18 protein-coding genes and 1 tRNA gene are annotated in these 21,119 nt (G+C 64.8%); 5 read left to right on the forward strand and 14 right to left on the reverse strand.

The features are described from left to right. Positions 1 to 40 precede the first annotated feature (40 nt). Together panB and Q9K01_RS07080 are read left to right on the forward strand one after the other, a co-directional pair. A complete protein-coding gene (panB, locus tag Q9K01_RS07075) occupies positions 41 to 913 on the forward strand; it encodes a 3-methyl-2-oxobutanoate hydroxymethyltransferase (protein WP_305929513.1) in 873 nt (290 codons plus the stop codon). 14 nt (positions 914 to 927) lie between these two features. Continuing rightward, the gene (locus tag Q9K01_RS07080; RefSeq protein WP_305929514.1) at positions 928 to 1,989 is read left to right on the forward strand and encodes a DUF475 domain-containing protein; all 1,062 of its coding nucleotides are present in this window, start codon (positions 928 to 930) and stop codon (positions 1,987 to 1,989) included. Here Q9K01_RS07080 and Q9K01_RS07085 read toward each other — a convergent pair. The 6 genes from Q9K01_RS07085 to Q9K01_RS07110 form a co-directional block, all read right to left on the reverse strand. Next, a complete protein-coding gene (locus tag Q9K01_RS07085; protein WP_305929515.1) occupies positions 1,986 to 2,948 on the reverse strand; it encodes a bile acid:sodium symporter family protein in 963 nt (320 codons plus the stop codon). The genes Q9K01_RS07080 and Q9K01_RS07085 overlap by 4 nt on opposite strands. 55 nt (positions 2,949 to 3,003) lie before the next feature. Further along, a complete protein-coding gene (locus tag Q9K01_RS07090) occupies positions 3,004 to 4,725 on the reverse strand; it encodes a tetratricopeptide repeat protein (protein ID WP_305929516.1) in 1,722 nt (573 codons plus the stop codon). Positions 4,726 to 4,756: 31 nt separating this feature from the next. Then, positions 4,757 to 6,124: a PEP-CTERM-box response regulator transcription factor gene (prsR, locus tag Q9K01_RS07095; RefSeq protein WP_305929893.1), complete on the reverse strand. Its 1,368-nt coding sequence runs from the start codon at positions 6,122 to 6,124 to the stop codon at positions 4,757 to 4,759. Next, positions 6,124 to 8,268 carry an XrtA/PEP-CTERM system histidine kinase PrsK gene (gene prsK / locus Q9K01_RS07100; protein ID WP_305929517.1) on the reverse strand — a complete coding sequence of 715 codons (2,145 nt, stop codon included), beginning with the start codon at positions 8,266 to 8,268 and terminating at the stop codon, positions 6,124 to 6,126. The genes prsR and prsK overlap by 1 nt, the downstream gene beginning before the upstream one ends. A gap of 4 nt (positions 8,269 to 8,272) precedes the next feature. Then, positions 8,273 to 9,658, reverse strand: a complete 1,386-nt coding sequence (locus Q9K01_RS07105; protein WP_305929518.1) for a TIGR03013 family XrtA/PEP-CTERM system glycosyltransferase — start codon at positions 9,656 to 9,658, stop codon at positions 8,273 to 8,275. A 211-nt stretch (positions 9,659 to 9,869) separates the two neighbouring features. Beyond that, the gene (locus Q9K01_RS07110) at positions 9,870 to 11,264 is read right to left on the reverse strand and encodes a helix-turn-helix domain-containing protein (RefSeq protein WP_305929519.1); all 1,395 of its coding nucleotides are present in this window, start codon (positions 11,262 to 11,264) and stop codon (positions 9,870 to 9,872) included. Between the two features lie 139 nt (positions 11,265 to 11,403). Here Q9K01_RS07110 and Q9K01_RS07115 point away from each other — a divergent pair, with 139 nt between their 5' ends. Both Q9K01_RS07115 and Q9K01_RS07120 read left to right on the forward strand, forming a co-directional pair. Further along, a complete protein-coding gene (locus Q9K01_RS07115) occupies positions 11,404 to 13,002 on the forward strand; it encodes an isocitrate lyase (protein WP_305929520.1) in 1,599 nt (532 codons plus the stop codon). Between the two features lie 25 nt (positions 13,003 to 13,027). Further along, complete coding sequence (locus Q9K01_RS07120; protein ID WP_305929521.1) at positions 13,028 to 13,231, forward strand: hypothetical protein; 204 nt, start codon at positions 13,028 to 13,030, stop codon at positions 13,229 to 13,231. Between the two features lie 83 nt (positions 13,232 to 13,314). On the opposite strand, the gene Q9K01_RS07125 is transcribed toward Q9K01_RS07120, so the two are convergent. The 6 genes from Q9K01_RS07125 to efp form a co-directional block, all read right to left on the reverse strand. Further along, entirely contained in the window at positions 13,315 to 14,652 is a 1,338-nt protein-coding gene (locus tag Q9K01_RS07125) for an amidohydrolase (protein ID WP_305929522.1), read from the reverse strand. Positions 14,653 to 14,725: 73 nt separating this feature from the next. After that, positions 14,726 to 16,528, reverse strand: a complete 1,803-nt coding sequence (locus tag Q9K01_RS07130) for an SLC13 family permease (RefSeq protein WP_340324262.1) — start codon at positions 16,526 to 16,528, stop codon at positions 14,726 to 14,728. Positions 16,529 to 16,612: 84 nt separating this feature from the next. Then, a complete protein-coding gene (locus Q9K01_RS07135; RefSeq protein ID WP_305929523.1) occupies positions 16,613 to 17,467 on the reverse strand; it encodes a hypothetical protein in 855 nt (284 codons plus the stop codon). 81 nt (positions 17,468 to 17,548) lie between these two features. Continuing rightward, positions 17,549 to 17,633, reverse strand: a tRNA-Leu gene (locus Q9K01_RS07140). Between the two features lie 68 nt (positions 17,634 to 17,701). Then, positions 17,702 to 18,520 carry an inositol monophosphatase family protein gene (locus tag Q9K01_RS07145; protein WP_305929524.1) on the reverse strand — a complete coding sequence of 273 codons (819 nt, stop codon included), beginning with the start codon at positions 18,518 to 18,520 and terminating at the stop codon, positions 17,702 to 17,704. 56 nt (positions 18,521 to 18,576) lie between these two features. Further along, positions 18,577 to 19,140 carry an elongation factor P gene (gene efp / locus Q9K01_RS07150; RefSeq protein WP_305929525.1) on the reverse strand — a complete coding sequence of 188 codons (564 nt, stop codon included), beginning with the start codon at positions 19,138 to 19,140 and terminating at the stop codon, positions 18,577 to 18,579. A 138-nt stretch (positions 19,141 to 19,278) separates the two neighbouring features. On the opposite strand from efp, the gene Q9K01_RS07155 reads away from it, so the two are divergent. Further along, entirely contained in the window at positions 19,279 to 19,647 is a 369-nt protein-coding gene (locus tag Q9K01_RS07155) for an elongation factor P (protein WP_305929526.1), read from the forward strand. 31 nt (positions 19,648 to 19,678) lie between these two features. Here Q9K01_RS07155 and Q9K01_RS07160 read toward each other — a convergent pair whose 3' ends face one another. Continuing rightward, positions 19,679 to 20,347, reverse strand: a complete 669-nt coding sequence (locus Q9K01_RS07160; RefSeq protein WP_422785300.1) for a M23 family metallopeptidase — start codon at positions 20,345 to 20,347, stop codon at positions 19,679 to 19,681. Positions 20,348 to 20,414: 67 nt separating this feature from the next. Beyond that, a complete protein-coding gene (gene thiE, locus Q9K01_RS07165; protein WP_305929896.1) occupies positions 20,415 to 21,062 on the reverse strand; it encodes a thiamine phosphate synthase in 648 nt (215 codons plus the stop codon). Positions 21,063 to 21,119: the final 57 nt, after the last annotated feature.

Raw genomic sequence — 21,119 nt, forward strand, 5'->3', positions numbered from 1 at the left:
GCTTTGCCTTTGCGTTCACAGGGCGCTAGGCGTTGCGACCATGTCCACGACCTTTCAGATCGATACTGCGACCAGCAGGGCCACCCCCACCCCAGCACCGATGAAGCGGCTCACCGTGCCCAAGATTCGCGCGCGCAAGACCGACGGCGCGACCGGCGAGCCTTTGGTCATGCTGACCGCCTATACTGCGCGGCAGGCGCAATTGCTCGACGCGCATTGCGACCTGCTGCTGGTCGGGGATTCGCTGGGTCAGGTGATCTACGGTCTGCCCTCCACCATCCCTGTCACGATGGAGATGATGGCGAACCATGCCGCCGCAGTCGTGCGCGGAAGCTACCATGCGGTAGTCGTGGTCGACATGCCCTTCGGCAGCTACGAGCGCTCGCCCGAGCAAGCCTTCGACAGTGCCGCGCGACTGCTCAAGGAGAGCGGCGCGGCCGCAGTGAAGCTGGAAGGCGGCGAGGCTATGGCCGATACGGTCGCATTTTTGTCGCAACGCGGCATTCCGGTGATGGGCCACGTCGGCCTGACTCCGCAGGCGGTCAATGTCCTGGGCGGCTATGCCGCGCGGGGCCGCAGCGATGCCGAGGCCGAAAAGATCGTCGGCGACGCCAAGGCGCTCGACGCGGCGGGTGCGTTCGCAATCGTCATCGAGGGCGTGGTCGAGAGTATCGCCGTCGCCGCGACAAAGGCCGTTTCCGCTCCGACCATCGGCATCGGTGCCTCGGCGCAATGCGATGGCCAGGTGCTGGTCACCGAGGACATGCTCGGAATGTTCGAGCGCGTCCCGCGCTTCGTGAAGAAATATGAAGATATTGCGGCACTGATCGAGCGAACCGCCGCCAGCTACGCCGAGGATGTGCGCAACCGCAGCTTCCCCGGCGAAGACCAGACTTACCAGCCCAAATCCTGAAGGATCACCCCTGCGTGTCCACGCTTCTGCAATTCTACAAATTTTCGCTCGTCTTCACCCTGGTCTGCCTCGGGCTGGCCGTATGGTACGGTGCCGCGAGCACCGGCACGCTGGTCGGAACGCTCGGGCTGCTGTGGATCGTCGTGATCCTGTCGATCCTCGAGGTGTCGCTCAGCTTCGACAACGCCGTGGTGAATGCCACGGTTTTGAAAGACATGAGCGAGGTCTGGCAGCGGCGCTTCCTCGTCTGGGGGATCGCGATCGCGGTGTTCGGCACGCGGATCATCTTCCCGCTCGCCATCGTCGCGATCGCCGCCGGACTGGGGCCGCTGGCAGCCATCGAACTGTCTTTGAACAATCCGCAGGAATACGAGCGGATCGTCTCGGGCGCGCATGTCGGCATCGCCGGTTTCGGCGGCGCTTTCCTCACGATGGTCGGGCTGAAGTTCTTTTTCGACGCCGACAAGGAAGTGCACTGGATCGCCGTAATCGAGGAAAAGCTGACCCGCGTTTCCGCTCTGCCCGCGGTGGAAATTGCGCTGCTGCTGTTGGTGATGTGGGGGATTTCGACCCTGTTGCCCGATGAAGAGGCGCTGACATTCCTCACCGCAGGTTTGCTCGGGACAGTCACCTTTATCGCCGTCGACGCCTTGGGCACGTTTCTCGACATGCGCGAGCAGGCCAAGCGAGCCAGCGGCGTGATCATGCGTTCGGGTCTCGGCGGTTTCCTCTATCTCGAAGTCCTCGATGCCTCGTTCAGCTTCGATGGTGTGATCGGAGCCTTCGCTCTGTCGAACAATATGGTGGTGATCGCACTGGGTCTGTCGATCGGCGCGATGTTCGTGCGCTCGATGACGATTCATCTGGTCAGGAAAGGCACGCTGGCGGAGTATCGCTTCCTCGAGCACGGCGCCTTCTGGGCGATCATCGCTCTGGGCGGGATCATGCTGGCCTCGGTGGTGGTGCATATTCCCGAGGCGCTGACGGGGTTGATCGGAGCCACGCTGATCGTCATTTCGCTGTGGTGGTCGGTCCGCTGGAACAAGCGCCACGGCACCCTCGAGGCGACGGCCTAACCCGCACGCCTGAGCGCTCCGGCGACCGGCGCCGCGACAACGAGCTGCGTCAGATGATAGAGCATGAGCGGCACAACCAGAAAGCCTGCTATCTCGGGCGGGAAGAGGATGGCGGCGAGCGGAACGCCGACTGCGGTGCTCTTCTGAGTCCCGGCGAACAGGAACGATATCCTGTCCGGGCGCGGGAGGCGCAGCGCACCTGCGACCACCCAAGAGCCGAGGTGGCCGAACAGCAGGAACACCGCGACCATGCCGCCAAGCCACGTCCATGCGCTGGCATCCACCCTCTGCCAGATCCCCTGCTCCACCGCGCCCGAAAAGGCTACGTAGACGGCGAGCGCGATGACGAGTCGATCGATCCAGATGATGTGTCTGCCGTGTCGGGCGATAAAGTCTCGCGTCCATCCCTGGACGATTTGTCCGATGACGAAAGGGAGCAGCAATATCAGCAGGATCCGCTCTGCGCTCTCCCATCCGATTTGCGCTTCGCTCCCGGTACCGCCGAGGAGGAAGAACACCGGCACGGTCACGAAAATTCCTGCGATATTGACCAAGGCTGCGCTGATGACCGAGAGTCCGAGATTGCCTCCGGCGAGTGCGCTGTAGGAGGTGGCCGACTGGACCGTCGAAGGAAGCGAGCCGAGGTAAAGAAAGCCCACCGCGATAAGCGGGGGGATCAGCCCTTGTCCCAGGCTCGATAGAGCCATTCCTGCCAGCGCCATTGCACCGAACACCCACAGCAGTAGCGGCAGCAGGAACCGCCAGTTGCGCAGGCCCAACCGAATTTCGCTGCGGGCGATACGCATCCCGTTGAGCAGGAACAGGACGAAGACACCGGCGCTGACGAGCAGATCGGCAGCGGGGCGAGTTTGGCTGCCGACTGGAATGATCACGGCCAGCAGTACGGCAAGCGCGAGCATGCGCAGCATCGGATCGGACAAGACGGTGCGCAGCGCCATGGCCCGCCCCTGCCGCTTTCGCCCGTCCGTGTCGAGCACTGGCCTCCGCAGTCGTCTAGCGGTTATTTACCTTCTCGTATTTGTCTTCGAGCCGTGCCGCCAGCGCCTGGTCCTCGGTCACGCGAGCAAGCGCGCGAATCGCCGGTGGAAAAAGCGGCTGCAATTTATAGGCTCGCCACGCGAATTGACGGGCTCCGGCATCATCGCCGAGCTGCGCCGCCATCTCGCTGCGCAGCGCAAGGATCGCCGGATCGCTGCGAGCGCCGTGATCGAGGGCGCTGTCGAGGACCGCAGCTGCCGAAGCGAATTCTCCGCGCTCCGCGAGCAATCCGCCATAGAAGCCCGCCGCCGATGCCTCGCTAGCGCCGCCCGAGAGATACCGCTCGAGCGCATTGCGCGCCGCTTCTGCGTCGTCCTCCATCATATGGGCCGCCACCAGCCGACGGATTAGCGGCCAGTCCCGGCGGATTTGTGCCGCACGCAGATAGGCCCGGGTGGCCCTCTCGCCTTCGCCAGCGGCCAACAAAGCATCGCCCAGAAGGGCCTGGGCATCGCCCGATCCTGCATGCTGACGGGCAAATCTTCCGGCTTCGGCCACTGCGCGATCAGTCTGCCCGGTGCGCAGATACTCGCGCACGAAGTCGCGCAGATCGGCACCGTGGGCAAGGTGGTCGAAACGCAGGGCTTCGGGCCGGGTGCGGCTGGGCAGAGGGGTGATCGCCGAAACCGAGGGGCGAGCGGCCGCATCCAGCAACACCGCCGCGTCCTGGCGTCTGTCGAGGGTCTCCAGCGCTCTTCCGACCAGCGTCTTGAGATAGGGAGAGGCGCGGGGCTCTGCAGCTCGCTCCGCCAGCCGCGCGACCAATTCGCGCTCGCCTCCGCTCAGCATCAGTGAGCGGGCGAGCAGACGAACCACGCGTTGGTTGTCGGGCTGAATTTGCGCCAGCCGGTCGAAGGTCTGCGCAGCGCTCGCGTATTGCCCCAGTTCAAGATCGAGGATGCCGCTCAGCAGCAATGCTGCAGGCGTTTCGATCTCTGTGGTGGGCGCCCGCATCAACAGCGAGCGAGCGAGGTCGAATTCGCCGGCCCGTGCAGCGATGACCGCATTGAGAAAGGCGAGCCGCGGCGCGTGCGGAGACAGTTCGCTCGCCCTTCGCAGGGCAGCCAACGCTTCCGCCGCTTCGCCCGCATCACCCAGTGTGGCGGCATAGTCGGTCAGCAATCCAACATCGCCGGGTGTCGCTTCAAGCGCCGTTTCGAGCCATGGTATCGCATGGCGCGGCCCCTGTGAATCGCGCACCAGCTGGGCCCGAAAACGCAATGCGGCGGAGTTTCCGGGATCGACCGCCAGCGCTCTCTCGGCGGCGGCGATCGCCTGCACTTGCTCGCCGCCGCGATAGCGCAGCCGGCCGATGTCCACCCACAATTCGGCGTTCTGCGGATCAGCCCTCAGCGCTCGATCGAAGGCGGCGCCAGCTGCAGCAAGACGATCTTCCCGCATCTCGAGCTGGCCCAGCATGCGAAAGCCGAGCGCAGCGGTGCTCGGCGAGAAAGTGCCGTCGCCGAGCCAGCGGCGGGCTTTGGCAAGGTCGTCCTGCTGCAGGGCGGCTTCGCCAAGGTAGGCTGCAAGTTCGGGTGCGCCGTGACCCTGTTCAAGCAGAGCGTTCAAACGGTTTTCGGCTGTCAGACCATCGCCGCCCGCAAGTGCGACCCGAGCGGCCTCGAAACCCGGCTTTTGCTCTTCCCGCGCCGAGCAGGAGGCGAGAAGCGCCGCCATTATGCCAACCGCAAGCGATGTTCGCCGAAGGTTAGCCCTGCAGATCATATTGCTTGAGCAGATCGTAGAGGGTGGGCCTACTGATACCGAGCAATTTGGCGGTGCTGGAAATGTTCCCTTCGCTCCGCGCCAGCGCCTGGCGGATAACCTTGCGGTCGGACTGTTCGCGCGCGCTCTTGAGATTGAGCGGCATTTCGCCCTCGTCGTCCTCGCTGCTCGACAGATCGAGATCCTCGGGCGTCACCAGCTTGCCGTCGGCCATGATGACCGACCGCTTCACCCGATTTTCGAGTTCGCGGACATTACCGGGCCAACCCCAACCGTCGATCGCAGCCAGCGCGTCGGGGGTGAAACCCTGCACTTGCGGGTTCATCTCCTTTGCGTGCTGAGCCAGGAAAGCCTTGGCGAGCAGGATCGAATCCCCCGCGCGCTCGGCCAGCGGCGGGATCTTCACCACGATTTCGGCCAGGCGATAGAACAGATCCTCGCGGAAGGTCGCCTCGCCGATCATTGCCTCGAGATCCTGATGCGTCGCACAAACGATCCGCGTATCGACCGCAATCGGCTTGCGACCGCCGATCCGCTCGATCGTACGCTCTTGCAGGAAGCGCAGCAGCTTGACCTGCAACTGCAGCGGGATGTCGCCGATTTCATCGAGGAACAGCGTACCGCCATGTGCGAGTTCGATCTTGCCTTCGGTTGTCTTGACGGCCCCGGTGAAAGCGCCCTTCTCGTGCCCGAACAGTTCGCTCTCAAGCAGGTTCTCGGGAATCGCCGCGCAATTGATCGCGACGAAAGGGGAGTCACGACGGTCGCTGGCATCGTGGAGGCCGCGTGCGAGCAATTCCTTTCCGGTTCCGCTCGCGCCGAGCAGCATCACCGACACGCTGGTCTGCGCAACCCGCTCGATGGTCCGCGAGACCTTGAGCATTTCGGGAGCGGCGGTGATCATGGTTCCCAGAACGGTGCGATCATCGCCGACCCGCTCGGCCAGCCGCCGGTTTTCCTGTTCGATCGCATGCAGCCGCAATGCGCGGTCGACGATCATCCCCAGAGCCTCGATGTCGATCGGCTTCTGGTAGAAATCATAGGCGCCGCGCTGGATCGCCTGGAGCGCGCTGTCGCGCGCGCCATGACCCGAGGCCACGATTACCTTGGTATCGGGCTTGAGCGCCATAATCGCATCCAGCACGGCGAAGCCCTCGCTGATGCCGTCGGGGTCCGGGGGCAGGCCGAGATCGAGTGTGACGACTGCTGGCGTTTCGGCACGCAAGGCGGTCAGCGCCGATTCCCGGTCGCCGGCAATCAGCACATCGAAATTGTCATAGGCCCATTTGAGCTGCGCCTGCAGACCTTCGTCGTCCTCTACCACCAACAGTTTCGGCTTGGCGTTCGCCATCATGCAACCTCGTTTCTTTTGGTATGCACCTCGTCGAGCCGCTCCGCCCCGATCGGCGAGTCGTCGAACCTCGAGGCAAGCAGCTTTTCTGCGGCATCGGTCGGCAGGCTGATCGAAAAGCGGCTGCCGAAGCTTTCGCGCGACTCGACATCGAGGCGTCCACCCATCGCTCGGACCATCGCCCGCGCTTCATGCGCACCGATGCCGAAACCGCCCTCCTTGGTCGAGACGAAGGGCTTGAACAGTTCGTTGCGAACGAATTGCGCGCTCATGCCGCGGCCCGCATCCGCAATCACGATGGCTCCGCGCAGGCCGTGATTTGTCACCTGGATCTCGACCGGCGATCGCGCCGGACTGGCATCGATGGCGTTCTGGACGAGATGGACCAAAGCCTGTTCGAGACACTCGCGGTCGGCCAGTACCGGACATCGCCCACAGCCCGAGAAGCTGACCGGATGAGTATGGGTGAAGCGCGCCGCAAGACTCCGGCCCAGATCCGCCAGGTCGACCCGCTCGCGCCGACCGCTGTCCGCTCCGCCATAACGTCCCAGACGCGCCAACAGAGCGTTGAGCTTGTCCGAACTGTTGCGGACCGTGATGAGCATGTCCTTGCGGAATTCCGGATTCTCGGAATGCTTCTCCGCATTGGCCAGCAGCAGCGCCATCTGGCTCGACAGATTCTTGATGTCGTGCATCACGAAGGCCATCCGCCGGTTGAACTCGTCGAAACGGCGCGCTTCCTCCAGCGCTTCCTGTCCGGCCTGTTCGGCTAAATAGCTCGCGACCTGCTTGCCGGCGACACCGAGGAGATCGAAATCCTCCCAATCGAGCCCGCGATGGACGGGCGGGCGGCCCAGCACGATCACGCCGACAAGACGATGATGGTGAATGAGCGGCACTGCGGCCCAGCCATGGTGTTCATCGCGCAACCAGGCTGGAACCATCGCCGCCTCGCCGCGATGGGAGATGCCCTGCCTGCTCTTGTCGAGATCCAGGATCAGACCTTCGCGCTCCAGCAGCCGGGCGAGCTCGAGCGGCACCGCCGGCGCCGGTACTTCGATTTGCGGCCAACGCCAGCGCGCCGCGAGGGTCAGTGCATCATCCTCGTCTGGTACCAGCAGCAATCCGCAGGGGCTATCGGTGATGTCGGCGAGAGACTGGATTGCGCGCTCGGAAAGGCTTCCCTCCTCGCCTGCGGGCCGACCGATCGTATGGGTGAAGCGGATCCATTCCGAGCGATAATCGTAGCGATGCTTGAACAGGTGCTTCGTCGCCATGACCCTTGCCCAGTCGCGGAACCTTGGCGACGGCAGCCAGAGAACCGTGAAGACCGCAGCGGCCAGCAAGAAGCCCACCTGGGTTATCCGCCCCAGGTCCCCGGAAAAGCGGTCCGCCGCCCACCCTGACAAGAGTACCATGGCGGCGAGATAACCGCCGATCAACACCAGCGACAGCAACTGAAACGTGACTGCGCGCGAAGGGCGGAAGGTCAGCCCCCGCTCCGACCGCGAAAAACCGATCGCTATGCCGCAGGCCATCCCCGCCATGACCAGCCCGCGCAAACCGTTGACTTCGTTCAGCGCTGCGCCGCCCAGGTATGCGACGGTATGGAAATTGAGCTCGAAACCCCAGAACAGCCCTAGCGAACCTGCGCTCCATGCCAGCAGGCGGCGCGACATGTCGGCCGCGCCGGCGTAGAGATTGTGCAGTAAGACCAGCGCGCCCGCTGCGCTCAGAAGGTGCAACAGCGCCAGGGTCTGTAACGCCAGGCTTGCGCTCTCGCGATCCAGCAGGCCGCCCATGGCGACGAAGACTACAAACACCTGCAGCAACTGCACGAACACGAGCGACCCGATCACCGGGCGCACCAGGCGCAAGCTTGCATCCCGGCCATCATTCGCAAACAGGCGAAACAGCACGACCGTCCAGGCGAGATCCCGCGCCGTTTCGGCGAAATAGGACAGCGCCCGGTCGGCTCCGAGCGACGCTACAGCCAAGCACCACAAACAGGTGATCGACAGCGCAACCAGAGTGGCGCCACGATCCGAACGATCGCGCCGCCCGCAGCGCGCGATCCACACCGCGGCGAACACGCATGCCAGCGCGGCGATTCCGAAGGCGAGAAAGGCGAATATCTCTTCCACGAGCCTAGCGCGCACCTTCCGGCCAGAGGATCACGCGAAGGGTTTGCAGCAGAATGAGGATATCGAGGAAGGGGGTGTAGTTCTTGGCGTAATAGAGATCGTATTCCAGCTTGTGGCGCGCGTCTTCGATGGAGGCGCCGTAGGGATAGTTGATCTGGGCCCAGCCGGTTATGCCGGGCTTCACCATGTGCCGCTCGGCGTAATAGGGCAGTTGCTCATCGAGATCGGCGACGAATTGCGGAACCTCGGGGCGCGGTCCGACGAAGCTCATCTCGCCCTTCAAAACCGTCCACAGCTGCGGCAGCTCGTCGATCCGCACCTTGCGGATGAACCGGCCGATGCGGGTTACGCGGGGGTCGTTCTGGATCGCCCATTGGGCCCCGTCCTTCTCGGCATCTTGCGCCATCGAGCGCAATTTGATCACCACGAAGGGCTGACCGAACAGTCCGATCCGGGACTGGCGGAAGAAGGCCGGCCCTTTGCTCTCGATCTTAACGAGCAGTGCGAAGAACCCGATCACGGGAACCGTTACCAGCAGCAGCAGCAGACTGACGATCACGTCGAAGGCGCGCTTGCCCGCGCTCGAGATTGCCCGACCGGCGGAAAAGCCGTCGGAGAAAATCAGCCAGCTCGGGTTGAGCGTATCGAGATCGACACGTCCGGTTTCGCGCTCGAGGAAGCTGCTGAAATCGTTGACGTGGACGCCACGGGTCTTGACCCTGAGCAGGTCCTTGAGTGGGAGCGAATTGCGTCGCTCCTGGAGCGCGACGATCACTTCGATCGCACCCACCCGTTCGACATAGCGCCCCAGATCGGCGATGGATTGGCGCGGTACTGCATCCTCAACGACTGCCGGGCCTTCGTCCATCGCGATGCAGGAGACGACATCGAAGCCGCTGCCCGGTCGGGCGGAAAGGAGGCGCAACCGCTCTGCGCGCACCCCCGCCCCCAGAACGAGCACTCGGCGCCGGAACGTCGAAGTCCCGAGTAAGGGCCCGAGTATCACGCGGTTGAGGATCAGGAGCGCGATCGCCAGGAGCATCGCGTAGAGCAGCACCGAGCGCCAGAACATGTTGCCGGGAATGAGGAAGTCGAGCAGCGAGATACCCAGCACGCCGAGGCTGACCGCCACCAGCAGCCGCGCGGTCGCGAAGCGCAGCGAACGCAGCGCTTCGGGCCCGTAGCTGCCCACCGCGATCATCGCCAGATTGACCACCACCGCAAAGGCGAGGATTTCAGGGAAGCGATCGAGAAACGGGCCAGGGTCGGTATCGATCTGCCACACTCGAAAGTGCCATGCCGCCTCGCCGGCCAGCAGCAACAGCAGCACATCGACCAGACCAAGCACGACCACCGGATACGGGATGTAATGTTTGAACAGTCTGATCATGCGTGGCCGGCCCGATCGCTCATTGCCGACCGTCTATAGGCTTTACAGGTGAACTGTCGGTAAATTTTACAGCACGGGGCGAAACAACCGGAGCCAGCCCAGAGGAGCGTCGAAGCTCTCCCCACCCCTGCACCTCTGCGTGGCATGTTGGTCTTTGGTAGAGCGGCTTGGAGCAACGACCGGCGGCGCGGCACCTCGTTCCCGATCGACGTTAAAGCGTGATGCCTCGATCGCCGAATTCGAAAGGAGTGGCCCCGCGGCTCACCGGATCGAAGCGCAGCCGTCGTCCGATCGGCGGCAGTGACCGCTGCTCGCAACCCTCGATGTGACAGCGGCGACAGCCGGGACCGATCGGCACCGCATCTTCCGGCCTCAGCGAAACGCCGCGCGCCTGCGCCAGCGATCCGGCCAAGGAAGCATCGAGTCCGAGCACCACCGAAAATTTCGCTGCGCCGCTCGTGCCCATCCCTTCGACCGTCCTTCCCACTGTGAACCAGACATCCGTGGTCTGCCCGTCGCTCTGGGAGTTGACCAGCTGGACAAGCAGCTCGCCCGATCGCTCGAAGGTTTTGTGGACGATCCACAGCGGACAGCTATGCTCGGCCTCGATCAGTTCCGCGCCGCTTGCTCCGACGATCCGTTTGGAGAACTGTCCGGCGCGGTCGAGGCGGGCCATGAAAAAGGGCAGACCCCGCTGTCCCACGCGCTGGAGCGTGGTGAGGCGATGGGCAAGCTGCTCGAAGCTCACGCCGAAGCGGCGCTGCAGCACCGGCAGGTCGTAATCGGTAGCGTCGCAAGCACGCAGGAACCTGCCATAGGGCATGATCAGCGCGGCGGCGAAATAGCCGGTCAGATGATGGATGAAGAGCTCGCGCGCCGTTTCGTCGTCGAACCTGGCCCCTTGCGCGATGGTATCGATCGCCTCGCGCTGCTCGAGCTGGGCGAGCTGTACCGCCAGCTGGAACGTGCGCGATTCGGGGGGCAGCATTTCGGACAGCTGCACCTGGCGCGCATGAAGATCGAGCCGCCGGACCATGCCAGGCATGATCTCGCGGGGGAGAAACCGAACGGCGAACTGATGACGCTCGCGCAATCGCTCCGTCAGCGCGACCGAGAGATCGCCGCGCGAGAGCCGCATCTCGTCGGACAGTTCTTCCGCCGCGTGATCGAGATCGCCGAAATGGTTGCGCCAGCGCTCGATCTCGCGGCGTGCGGCGACGATGGCATCGGATGCCGATGCACTCGCCTCACGCGCTCGGTCGTAGAGCCGGGCGAAGGCGGCGGCGGCTTGTGGAGCGGCGGACAGGAGCTCGTCGACCTCCTCGCGATCGATGGCGAGATCGGCGAAGCGTTCGTCGGCGAAGCGCCGCGCGAGGCCGTCGAGTCCACCGATCGACGCGTCTTCGCGCAAGGACCGAGGGTCGAAATCGAACTCCTCGATCAGACGCATCATCACCCGGGCGCTGACGGGGCGCTGGTTGCGCTCCATCAGGTTGAGATAGCTCGGGGAGATGGCCAGGCGCGCCGCAGTCGCCGCCTGGGTGAGACCTTCGCGACGGCGGATACGGCGCAGCGCGGGGCCGGCAAAGACGGAGGGATCGGCCAAGAGTTTTGTAATTTCCTTTACATTGTTACAGGGTATTTTGCGGTCAGAGGCCCATAGTTACAAGTTATTTTGTCATTTTTCCTGTCATTCGAGCCCGCAACGCGCAAGTTGAGTGCGACGAGATTCACAGGAGATGCACATGACCTATCAAGCCACCATCGACGATTTTGCCAAGACCATCGAGGGCAATGGCGCGCCATGGGCGGCGATCGACGCCGAGAGCGCCGCGCGGATGCAGGTTCAGAACCGTTTCCCCACCGGGCTCGACATCGCGCGCTACACCGCTGGCATCATGCGCGAGGATATGGAGGCCTATGACGCCGATCCGGCGCAATACACGCAGTCGCTGGGCTGCTGGCACGGCTTCATCGCGCAGCAGAAGATGATCTCCATCAAGAAGCATTTCGGCAGCACCAAGCGCCGCTATCTCTATCTCTCGGGCTGGATGGTCGCCGCGCTGCGCAGCGAGTTCGGACCGCTCCCCGACCAGTCGATGCACGAGAAGACCAGCGTCTCCGGGCTGATCGGTGAGATTTACACCTTCCTCAAGCAGGCCGATGCCCGCGAGTTGGGCATGATGTTCCACGAACTCGACGCGGCCAAGGAGCGCGGCGACGAGGTCGAGGCCAAGCGCATCAAGTCCGCGATCGACAATCACGAGACGCATGTCGTACCGATCATCGCCGATATCGACGCCGGCTTCGGCAATGCCGAGGCCACCTATCTGCTCGCCAAGAAGATGATCGAGGCCGGCGCCTGCGCGCTGCAGATCGAGAACCAGGTTTCCGACGAAAAGCAGTGCGGCCATCAGGACGGCAAGGTCACAGTCCCGCACGAGGACTTTCTCCAGAAGATTCGCGCGATCCGCTACGCCTTCCTCGAACTCGGCGTTCCCGAAGGCATCATCGTCGCGCGCACCGATTCGCTGGGCGCGGGGCTGACCAAGCAGATCGCCTACTCCAAGGAACCGGGCGATCTGGGCGATCAGTACAATGCCTTCCTCGATGCCGAGGAGGTCGATCCCGCCAATGTCACCAACGGTCAGGTCTTCATCAGCCGCGACGGCAAGCTGCTGAGCCCCAAGCGGCTGCCCTCCAACCTCTACCAGTTCCGCGCCGGCACCGGGGTCGACCGGGTGGTGCTCGACTGCGTTACCGCACTGCAGAACGGCGCCGATCTGCTCTGGATCGAAACCGAGAAGCCGCATGTCGACCAGATCGGCAGCATGGTCGATCGCATCCGCGAGGAGGTGCCCAACGCCAAGCTGGTCTACAACAACTCGCCCAGCTTCAACTGGACGCTCAACTTCCGCCAGCAGGTCTACGACGCCTGGCAGGAAGCAGGCAAGGATGTCTCGCCCTACGAGCGCGACCGGTTGATGAGCGTGGATTACGACGAGACAGAGTTGGGGATCGAAGCCGACGAGAAGATCCGCACCTTCCAGGCGGATGCGGCCAAGCGCGCCGGCATCTTCCATCATCTGATCACGCTGCCGACCTATCACACCGCCGCGCTCAGCACCGACAATCTCGCCAAGCGCTATTTCGGCGAACAGGGCATGCTGGGCTATGTCGAGCAGGTCCAGCGCCGAGAAATCCGCGAGGGTATCGCCTGCGTCAAGCACCAGAACATGGCGGGCTCCGACATCGGCGACGACCACAAGGAATACTTCGCCGGCGAAGCGGCATTGAAGGCGGGCGGCAAGGACAATACCATGAACCAGTTCGCGGCCGCTTGAGCCGCGCCGGAGAGAGGATTATCCCATGACCACCGATACGACACCCGAACCGGCGCGCGAGCCTGGCAAGGAACCTGGCCGCGCCCGGGCCTTGCTATCGACCGCCGATTTCCGCCTCTTGCGCACCGCGCTGTCGAGCCACGCGCGGCAGACCGACGACCGCGAGGAGTTGGCGAAGATCAATGCGCTTCACCACCGGCTCGGCACCTATGTGCCCGACGCCGAATAGCCGACCCTTTTCTCCTGGGGAGGAGAAAGCGGCCGCCGGAGTGCTCTTCGCACGCCGGCGGCCGTAATCGTTTGAGGCTCCGCTCAGCCGCCCTGCACGGGCATCAGCGTAAGCGCTGCGCTGGCGAGACCCTCCGCACCCGTGGCGATGACCTTTTCCGCGTCCGGCGCCCAGAATGGCGAGTGCAGCGAGGGCAATGTGGTTTCGCCCGCAGCCGCCCTGTCGAGTTGCTCCTGCGGCACGCCGCCGACCCAGAAGATCAGCGATTCGACGTCATCGGGCGCAGCCCGGCGGAACTGGCCGAAATCCTCGCCCCCCATCACGCTAGGGACCTGCATCACCCGGTCCTCGCCGAAGCGGGTGCGGAAATGGCCCATTACCGTCTCGGTGAAATCGGGATCGTTATAGGTCGAGGGGGTATAGGGATCTTCGACCGTCACGAGCGGCATCTTGTCCTCGGGCATGCCCGCCGCCATCGCCTCGCCGCGCGCGATCCGGGCGATGCCGTCGAGGAGCAGCTTGCGCGATTCGTCCGAATAGCTGCGCACGGTAAGCTGCAGCTTGGCCTCGTCGGAAATGATGTTGTGCTTGGCGCCGGCGTGAAAGCTGCCGACGGTGACCACCGCCGGGTCGAGCGGCGAGGTTTCGCGGCTGACCAGCGTCTGCAGCTTCATCACGATCGCGCTGGCCAGAACCACCGGATCCTTGGTGGTGTGCGGATAGGCGCCGTGGCCGCCGACCCCGGGCACGGTGATGTCGACGCTATCGACGTTGGCGAGCGCAAAGCCCGGCGAATAGCCGATCATCCCGGCGGGAAACTGCGCCGCATCGTGGAAGGAAACCGCGTAGTCGGGCTTGGGAAAGCGGGTGTAGAGCCCATCCTCGAGCATGGCGAGCGCGCCCAGCCCGATCTCTTCGGCGGGCTGGAGGATCATCACCAGCGTTCCCTGCCACTGGTCCTTGCGCTCGACCAATAGCTGCGCCGCGCCGATGAAGCCGGCCATGTGCGTATCGTGGCCGCAGGCGTGCATCACCCCGGTGGTGACCCCGCTGGCCGGGGTGGCGGTCTGGGTGGAGGCGTAGGGCAGCCCGGTCTGCTCGACCACCGGCAGCCCGTCCATATCGGCGCGCAGCAACACCACCGGTCCCTCGCCATTGCGCATCACCGACACCACGCCGGTCTGCCCGACGCCCTCGGTCACCTCGAAACCCAGCGCGCGCATCCGCTTGGCCAGCTTGGCGGCGGTCTCGTGCTCCTCGAAGCTGAGCTCGGGATTGGCGTGGAGATCGCGGTAGAGCTCCATCAGTTCGGGCATGTCCGCCATCAGATCGTCGCGCAGTTCGTCGGCCTGCACGGATGCGGCGGACGCCAGCGCCACGGCCGATATCGTGGCGGCCAGACTCAGTCGTGAAGTTCTCATGGCAAGTTTTCTCCCCCGGTATGATGAAATCGTCGGGATCAGTGTTGCAGACCGGGCCCGCCCAGGGAAGTCCTCACAGCTCGTAGGTCAGCACCAGCATGATCGAAAGCGTCGTCACCATCAGAATGACGAGCGGCACGCCGGTGCGGATGTAATCGCGAAATTCGTAGGAGCCTTCGGCCATGATCAGCATGTTGGTCTGATAGGCGATCGGGGTGGCGTAGCAAAGATTGCAACCGAACAGCACCGCAAGGATCAGCGGTTCGGGCGGCAGACCGAGCTGCGCGGCGATGGCGAAGGCGATAGGCGTGCCGACCGTAGCGGCGGTGGCGTTGGAGGCGAAATTGGTCAGCACGGTCACGAACAGCATGATCGCGGCGAGTACCGCCGCCGGGGCGAGATATTGCAGCCCGTAGGCGAGCAATTGCCCCAGCCACTGCGCCGCGCCGCTGTCGTCGACGATCCGCCCGATCGCAATGCTGGCGGCGATCAGCACGATGACCTTGGCCGATAGCGCGCGGCCTACGCGGTCGAATTTGACGCATCCGGTGACGAACATCAGGATCGCCCCGCCCAATGCCGCGATGGCAATGGGCAGCAGACCCACCGACGCGGTCCCCACCGAACCGAGCATGATGGCCGCCGAGAGCACCGCCTTGGAGCGGCGCGGCAGCTCCCGCATGCCCTCGAGCGTGAGCAGGCTGTCGCCGCGGGCAAAGGCCTGGAGCTCGTCGGGGAGCCCCATCACCAGCAGGACGTCGCCTTCGGCGAAGCGCATATCGCCGCCTTCGCTAAACTGATCCTTCGCGGCCATCAGCCGTTCGGGACGATGAACCCCGACAACAGCGACGCCGTAGAGATCGGCGATCCCCGAGCTGGGCAGCGTCCGGTGAATCAGGCGCGAATCGGCGGTGACGGTCATTTCGACCACCACGATGTCCTGTCTGGTTTCCTGAGCCTTGCGGCGGATGCGGTCGAGCACCCAATTGGGCGCGGCCTCGCCCTTGAGCACCCGGAGCGCCTCTTCCAGCGCTTCGTGGGGGCCCGACATGCGCAACCGCTGCTGCGGGCGCAGCAAGCCCGCAGGCGCTTCGTGAAACTCGATGTCGGCGGGCAGGCGCGGGAGGATCTCCGCGAGCACCTTGCCGTTGAGCATGCTGCCCTCGGTCACCCGCAACCGTGCGGAAAAGCGCCGCTTGATTCCGGTCTCCGCCACCGAATTGTCGCCAAGCAACCGCGGCATCACCAGCCACAGATAGGGCAGCGCCACCAGCGCGGCGACCAGCACGATCGGGGTAAAGTCGAACACCCCGACCGGGGGCATGCCGAGATCGCTGGCGATCGAAACCACGAGGATGTTGGTCGAGGTGCCGATCGTGGTCGCCATTCCGCCGATCAGCACCGCGGCGTTGAGCGGGATCAGCGTCTTGGACGCGGGCATTGCGCCGCGCGCGGCCAGAGTGACGAAGATCGGCAGCAGCAGCACCAGCACGGGCGTATCGTTGACGCCCATGGAGAGCAGCATCGCCAGCACCAGCGATACCAGCAAGCCGATCTGGAGGTTGAACTTGAACACCCGCTCGAGAAAGCGCGCCGCCGGTTCGAGCGCGCCGGTCACCACCAGACCCCGTCCCATGATCATCAGCGCGCAGATGGTGATGAGCGCGTAATGGCCGAAGCCGGCGAAGGCGAGCTGCAGCCCCTCGGTCGGCCCGGTGCCGGGCAGCGGAAAGAAATACAGCCCGACCGCGATCACCGCGATCGTGAGCAGCGAGACGATCTCGACCGACAGCCGCCCCCGCGCAAAACCGATGAACATCGCGATCGTCACGACGAGCGCCGCGATCGCGTGGGGATTGGGTATGCCGGGCATCATATCGCGCCGCGATCTTCAAAGATGCGGGGGAACACAAGCCAAATCGACGGGGGATGTAAGAATTGCGGCCATGCGCCCGATGGATCAGCGGCCGGATCGCTCCAGGACGTCCAACCGTGAGCGAGCGGCGCGCAGAAATGGCACGTGTTCGGGTTTCAACTGGCGACGACCTGCCAGATCTTCGCCCGCTTCGACCGCTTCGCGCCACAATTCAATGTCGTCGCCCGTGAGTTCGGCAGCGCCATAGGCCCAGAGAAAGCGGCTGCCGAGCGCTTCTACGCTGTTGGGATTGCTCAGCGCCAGACTGCGGAACAGCGCCAGCGTCTCCCGCGCCATTGCGGCGCCCCCGGGCCCGTCCTCGAGCACCCAGCGAAAGATCACCTCGGCCTGCATGTCCTGCGCGAGGCGGCGGGTGAGGTAGCTGTTGCCCGGCTCGGCCGCATGCATCGCCCGTCCGGTGGCAATCAGCCGCGGCAAAGCCTCGCGCGAAGCAAGCGGATTGCCCGAATTGACCCCCGCATCGACGAGACCGCGCAGAGCGCGCGCGTAGTGGAGCCGTTCGACCCGGCCCGAAGGGATAGCGCCCCCCTCGCCTTCGATCTCGCGAGCGAGGCCGGAATAGGTGGCAAGAGCGTCATCGTGCTGCCGCGCCTCGGCCTGAGCTTCGCCCAGCGAGAGCAGCATTTCGCGCCGCCCATTGACGATCATCTCGGCGGACGGGCCTTCCATCGCGATGGCGCGATCGACCAGCCTCAAGGCGGCGCGGTAATTGGCGATCCGGGCGGTGTGGTCGCCGCCCTGCCCGGCGCGATCGCCCATGGTGAACAGCTGGCCCGCCTCCTCGAGGAGCGCCTGCTGTCCCGGCGTCTGCGCCAGCAGCGCTGGCGTCAGCAGCAGCGCAACCCCCGCCGCCACCACTCCAGTCACCCTCCCCGGCATCGGCATCCTCCCGCTACGCAGGGCGACGGCTATACCGCTTTCGGAACGGGAATGTGAGAATATTCGAGGATCGTGCGGGAGTGGTGCCCCTGGCCGGACTCGAACCGGCACTCCGTTAGGAACTCGATTTTGAGTCGAGCGCGTCTACCAATTCCACCACAGGGGCATTCCCGCGAAGGCGGCGGATAGCGGGACCGCCGCGCGCTTTCAAGCGGCTTGAGGCGCCGCGCGGCGCTATCTGAGCGCGCCCGCCAGCAGCTTGTGCAGCCGCGAATGCAGCGCATCGTTGGCGGCCAGCACCTGCGCCGAATGGATCGGGCTCGAACGACCACGGAAGTCGGAGACGAAGCCGCCCGCCTCGCGCACGATAAGGCAGCCGGCAGCGGTATCCCAGTCGCTCAATCCGCTTTCCCAGAAGCCGTCGAAGCGTCCGGCGGCGAGCCAGGCGAGGTCAAGAGAGGCTGCGCCATAGCGGCGGATGCCCGCCACCTGCGGGCCGATCGCGGCGAAGATCTTGGTCCATTCGCCGAAATCGCCATGCCCCTGGAAGGGAATACCGGTGGCGACCAGCGCGTCCGACAGCCGAGAGCGCGCCGAGACGCGCAGCCGGCCGTCGTGGAGCCAGGCGCCGCGGGTCTTCTCGGCCCAGAAGGTTTCGTCGGTGATCGGCTGGTAGATGACGCCGGCGGTGACCTCGCCCCAGCCGCCGCCGCCCAACCTGGGTTCCTGAGCCGCGATCGAAATCGCGAAATGGGGAATGCCGTGGAGGAAATTGCTGGTGCCGTCGAGCGGATCGATGATCCAGCGCGGCTTGTCGGGGTCGCCCTCGATCGTGCCGCCTTCCTCGAGTACGAAGCCCCAGTCGGGGCGCGCGCTGAGCAGTTCGTCATAGAGCGTACGTTCGGCGATCTGGTCGGCCTTGGAGACGAAGTCGGCCGGGCCCTTGCGGCTCACCTGGAGATGCTCGACCTCGCCGAAATCGCGGCGCAGGCGGTTGCCCGCCTTGCGCGCGGCGCGTTCCATGACGCGGATCAGTCCGGATAAGGCTGCCATGCTATTCCTGTTCGTTCATTCTGGCGGCGGCAGGCCCGATCGGGCCGCGCCTCGATTCAGCCGGCCTTGCCGACGTAGCTGCGCTCGTAGACGTCGACCACGATCCGCGTGCCGCTCTCGATATGCGGCGGGACCATGACCCGGACGCCGTTCTCGAGTACCGCGGGCTTGTAGCTGGAGGAAGCGGTCTGCCCCTTCACCACCGCATCGGCCTCGACGATGGTGGCTTCGATCTGGTCGGGCAGCTGCACCGAGATCGGGCGGTCTTCCCACAGTTCCAGCGTCACCACCATGCCGTCCTCGAGGAACGGGCGCTCGTCGCCCAGCAGATCGGTGTCGAGATTGATCTGCTCGTAGTTTTCCTGATCCATGAACACCAGCGCTTCGCCGTCCTGGAACAGGAACTGGTAATCCTTGGTCTCGAGCCGGACCTTTTCGATGGTGTCGGCGCTGCGGAAGCGGACGTTGGTCTTGCGGCCGTCCTGCAGGTTCTTCATCTCGACCTGCATATAGGCGCCGCCCTTGCCCGGCTGGGTGTGCTGGATCTTGGCCACCTTCCAGATGCCCTTCTCGTATTCGAGAATATTGCCGGGACGGATGTCCACACCGCTGATCTTCATGGGGTTTGTGCCTTCGATTGGGGAACGGCGCGCGAGGGCGCGCAACCGGTTGTGCCGGGGCGCTTAGCCGAGCACTCAGGCTGGAGCAAGGTGGCTGGCGCTAGCGGCGCCACTGCGCTATCGGATACGCACACCATTATGACGCACAAAACCGCCCTTCTCGCCGCCTGTGGCCTCGCTCTGTTCGGAGCGCAAGCGGCGCATGCCGACGATGCGCGCGACCGGATCGGCACGCTGCCGCAGGGGCGCTACGAATGCGGGCTGCCCGGCGACGCGACCGGCCGGGCCTGGGTGGTCGATCCGGCTTACAATTTCACGATTTCGAGCGCCTCTCGCTACATCAGCGCCGAGGGCAAGGGCACCTATCTGATGACCGGGCGCGATGTGATCTTCACCCGCGGCCCGATGAAGAACATGCGGATGCGCCGCCATGCCTCGGGGCTGTTGCAGCAGGTGAATGCCGAGGGCGAGCTCGGGCGCCTGCGTTGCCACCGCGTCGGCGACTAGGCCCCGAAACGTCAAATTATGTAGCCGGCAATCACTCTCCGGCCAGCAGCGAGTAGGGATTGATCGCATTTGCGGGTTCCCACCATTGCGCATCGGCGGTGGTCTGAAGGATAGCGAAATGCAGATGCGGCGTGTCGCGCGCAGCATTGCCGCTGCTCCCCACCGTGCCGAGCCGCTGGCCGCGCCGGATCCGCTGGCCCTCTTTCAGACCTTCGGCATATTCGCCCAGATGGGCGTAATAATGGATCGTGCTGCCGTCGCTGGTCCGCACATAGATCGTGTTGCCGCCGGCTTTCGAGCGGAAGAGCTTCTCGACCTTGCCGGCACCCGCCGCACGCACCGTGGTGCCCAATGGCGCCATGATGTCGAGCGCTTCGTGCAAGCGCGCACCGTCGCCGCGCGCCTGGGTGAAAGTATCGGTAAGATCGGAAGCCCGGACGTTGAGCACCGGGATCATCAGATTGTCGCTATTGCCGGCTTCGGGCTCGCGGGTCGGCTCGGCGTCGAGCGGCTCGGACGTAGGCATGCCGGAACTGGCGATATCGGTAGTGGGAGATGGGCTCGGGGCCGCTTCGGCCGGGCGCGTCGCGGCGCGCTGACCTTCGCTGGTAGCGTTCTCGATCAGACTGCCCCCGACCACGATCCAGACCGCACTGGTCAGGGTCGCGGTGACGATGATGGTGAGGATGCGATCGACCATGCCCATGCAGCCTCTTAGACCCGATCGGCGCGCGAATTCCAGCGCCATCGGCCAAGAAGCCAGCCATCTAGTCGGCGCGGTCCGCCTGGGCCGCTTCGATCTGCGCCGCGAAAGCCTTCACCGCCGCGACTTCGTCACCGTTCCAGACCGCGCCCGAAACCGCGAGGAAATCCGCCCCGGCCTCGACCAGCGGGCGGCAATTGTCGGGAGTGATCCCGCCGATCGCGACGCAGGGTATTTCGAACAGTCCACTCCACCATTCGAGCATCTCGGTGTCGGCGCGGTGTTCGCTCGATTTCGTCGTGCTGTCGAAAAAGGCGCCGAAGGCGACGTAATCGGCGCCCGCATCGCCCGCTTCCATCGCCAGGTGGCGCGAGGCGTGACAGGTGACGCCGATCTGCGCTTCGAGCCCCAGTTCCTCGCGCGCCTCGCGCGGATCGCCGTCGCCCTGCCCCAGATGCACCCCGTCGGCCCCGATCCGCTTGGCCAGCGGCACGCTGTCGTTGACGATGAAGGCGACATCGTGCGCCGCGCAGATCGCCTGCAGCGGCTGGGCGAGCCGCGCCGCCTCGTGCTGGTCGAGATTCTTGATCCGCAGCTGGAAAGCGGTGACGAGCCCGGCGCCCGCCTGCAGCGCGCGTTCGAGGCGGGTCGGGAAGTCGCCGCCGACGTCGAGCGGCGAAATCAGGTAAAGCTGGCATCCAATATCGGTCATGCTGCGGCTGTTAGCGCCGGGCGGCGGCTTCGTCACGCCCGCAAGCATCGCTTTGGA

Origin of the sequence: Qipengyuania benthica, assembly GCF_030717865.1 — a bacterium.
GTDB lineage: Bacteria > Pseudomonadota > Alphaproteobacteria > Sphingomonadales > Sphingomonadaceae > Qipengyuania > Qipengyuania benthica.

Excerpts from the sequence above, each read along its gene's own strand:
- Q9K01_RS07105 (WP_305929518.1), bottom strand. The coding sequence starts at position 9,658 with ATGATCAGACTGTTCAAACATTACATCCCGTATCCGGTGGTCGTGCTT.
- Q9K01_RS07145 (WP_305929524.1), bottom strand. The coding sequence starts at position 18,520 with ATGGCAGCCTTATCCGGACTGATCCGCGTCATGGAACGCGCCGCGCGC.
- Q9K01_RS07160 (WP_422785300.1), bottom strand. The coding sequence starts at position 20,347 with ATGGTCGATCGCATCCTCACCATCATCGTCACCGCGACCCTGACCAGT.
- Q9K01_RS07120 (WP_305929521.1), top strand. The coding sequence starts at position 13,028 with ATGACCACCGATACGACACCCGAACCGGCGCGCGAGCCTGGCAAGGAA.
- Q9K01_RS07155 (WP_305929526.1), top strand. The coding sequence starts at position 19,279 with ATGACGCACAAAACCGCCCTTCTCGCCGCCTGTGGCCTCGCTCTGTTC.
- Q9K01_RS07115 (WP_305929520.1), top strand. The coding sequence starts at position 11,404 with ATGACCTATCAAGCCACCATCGACGATTTTGCCAAGACCATCGAGGGC.
- panB (WP_305929513.1), top strand. The coding sequence starts at position 41 with ATGTCCACGACCTTTCAGATCGATACTGCGACCAGCAGGGCCACCCCC.
- Q9K01_RS07130 (WP_340324262.1), bottom strand. The coding sequence starts at position 16,528 with ATGATGCCCGGCATACCCAATCCCCACGCGATCGCGGCGCTCGTCGTG.
- efp (WP_305929525.1), bottom strand. The coding sequence starts at position 19,140 with ATGAAGATCAGCGGTGTGGACATCCGTCCCGGCAATATTCTCGAATAC.
- Q9K01_RS07090 (WP_305929516.1), bottom strand. The coding sequence starts at position 4,725 with ATGGCGGCGCTTCTCGCCTCCTGCTCGGCGCGGGAAGAGCAAAAGCCG.
- Q9K01_RS07125 (WP_305929522.1), bottom strand. The coding sequence starts at position 14,652 with ATGAGAACTTCACGACTGAGTCTGGCCGCCACGATATCGGCCGTGGCG.
- Q9K01_RS07135 (WP_305929523.1), bottom strand. The coding sequence starts at position 17,467 with ATGCCGGGGAGGGTGACTGGAGTGGTGGCGGCGGGGGTTGCGCTGCTG.
- thiE (WP_305929896.1), bottom strand. The coding sequence starts at position 21,062 with ATGACCGATATTGGATGCCAGCTTTACCTGATTTCGCCGCTCGACGTC.
- Q9K01_RS07085 (WP_305929515.1), bottom strand. The coding sequence starts at position 2,948 with ATGGCGCTGCGCACCGTCTTGTCCGATCCGATGCTGCGCATGCTCGCG.
- prsR (WP_305929893.1), bottom strand. The coding sequence starts at position 6,124 with ATGGCGAACGCCAAGCCGAAACTGTTGGTGGTAGAGGACGACGAAGGT.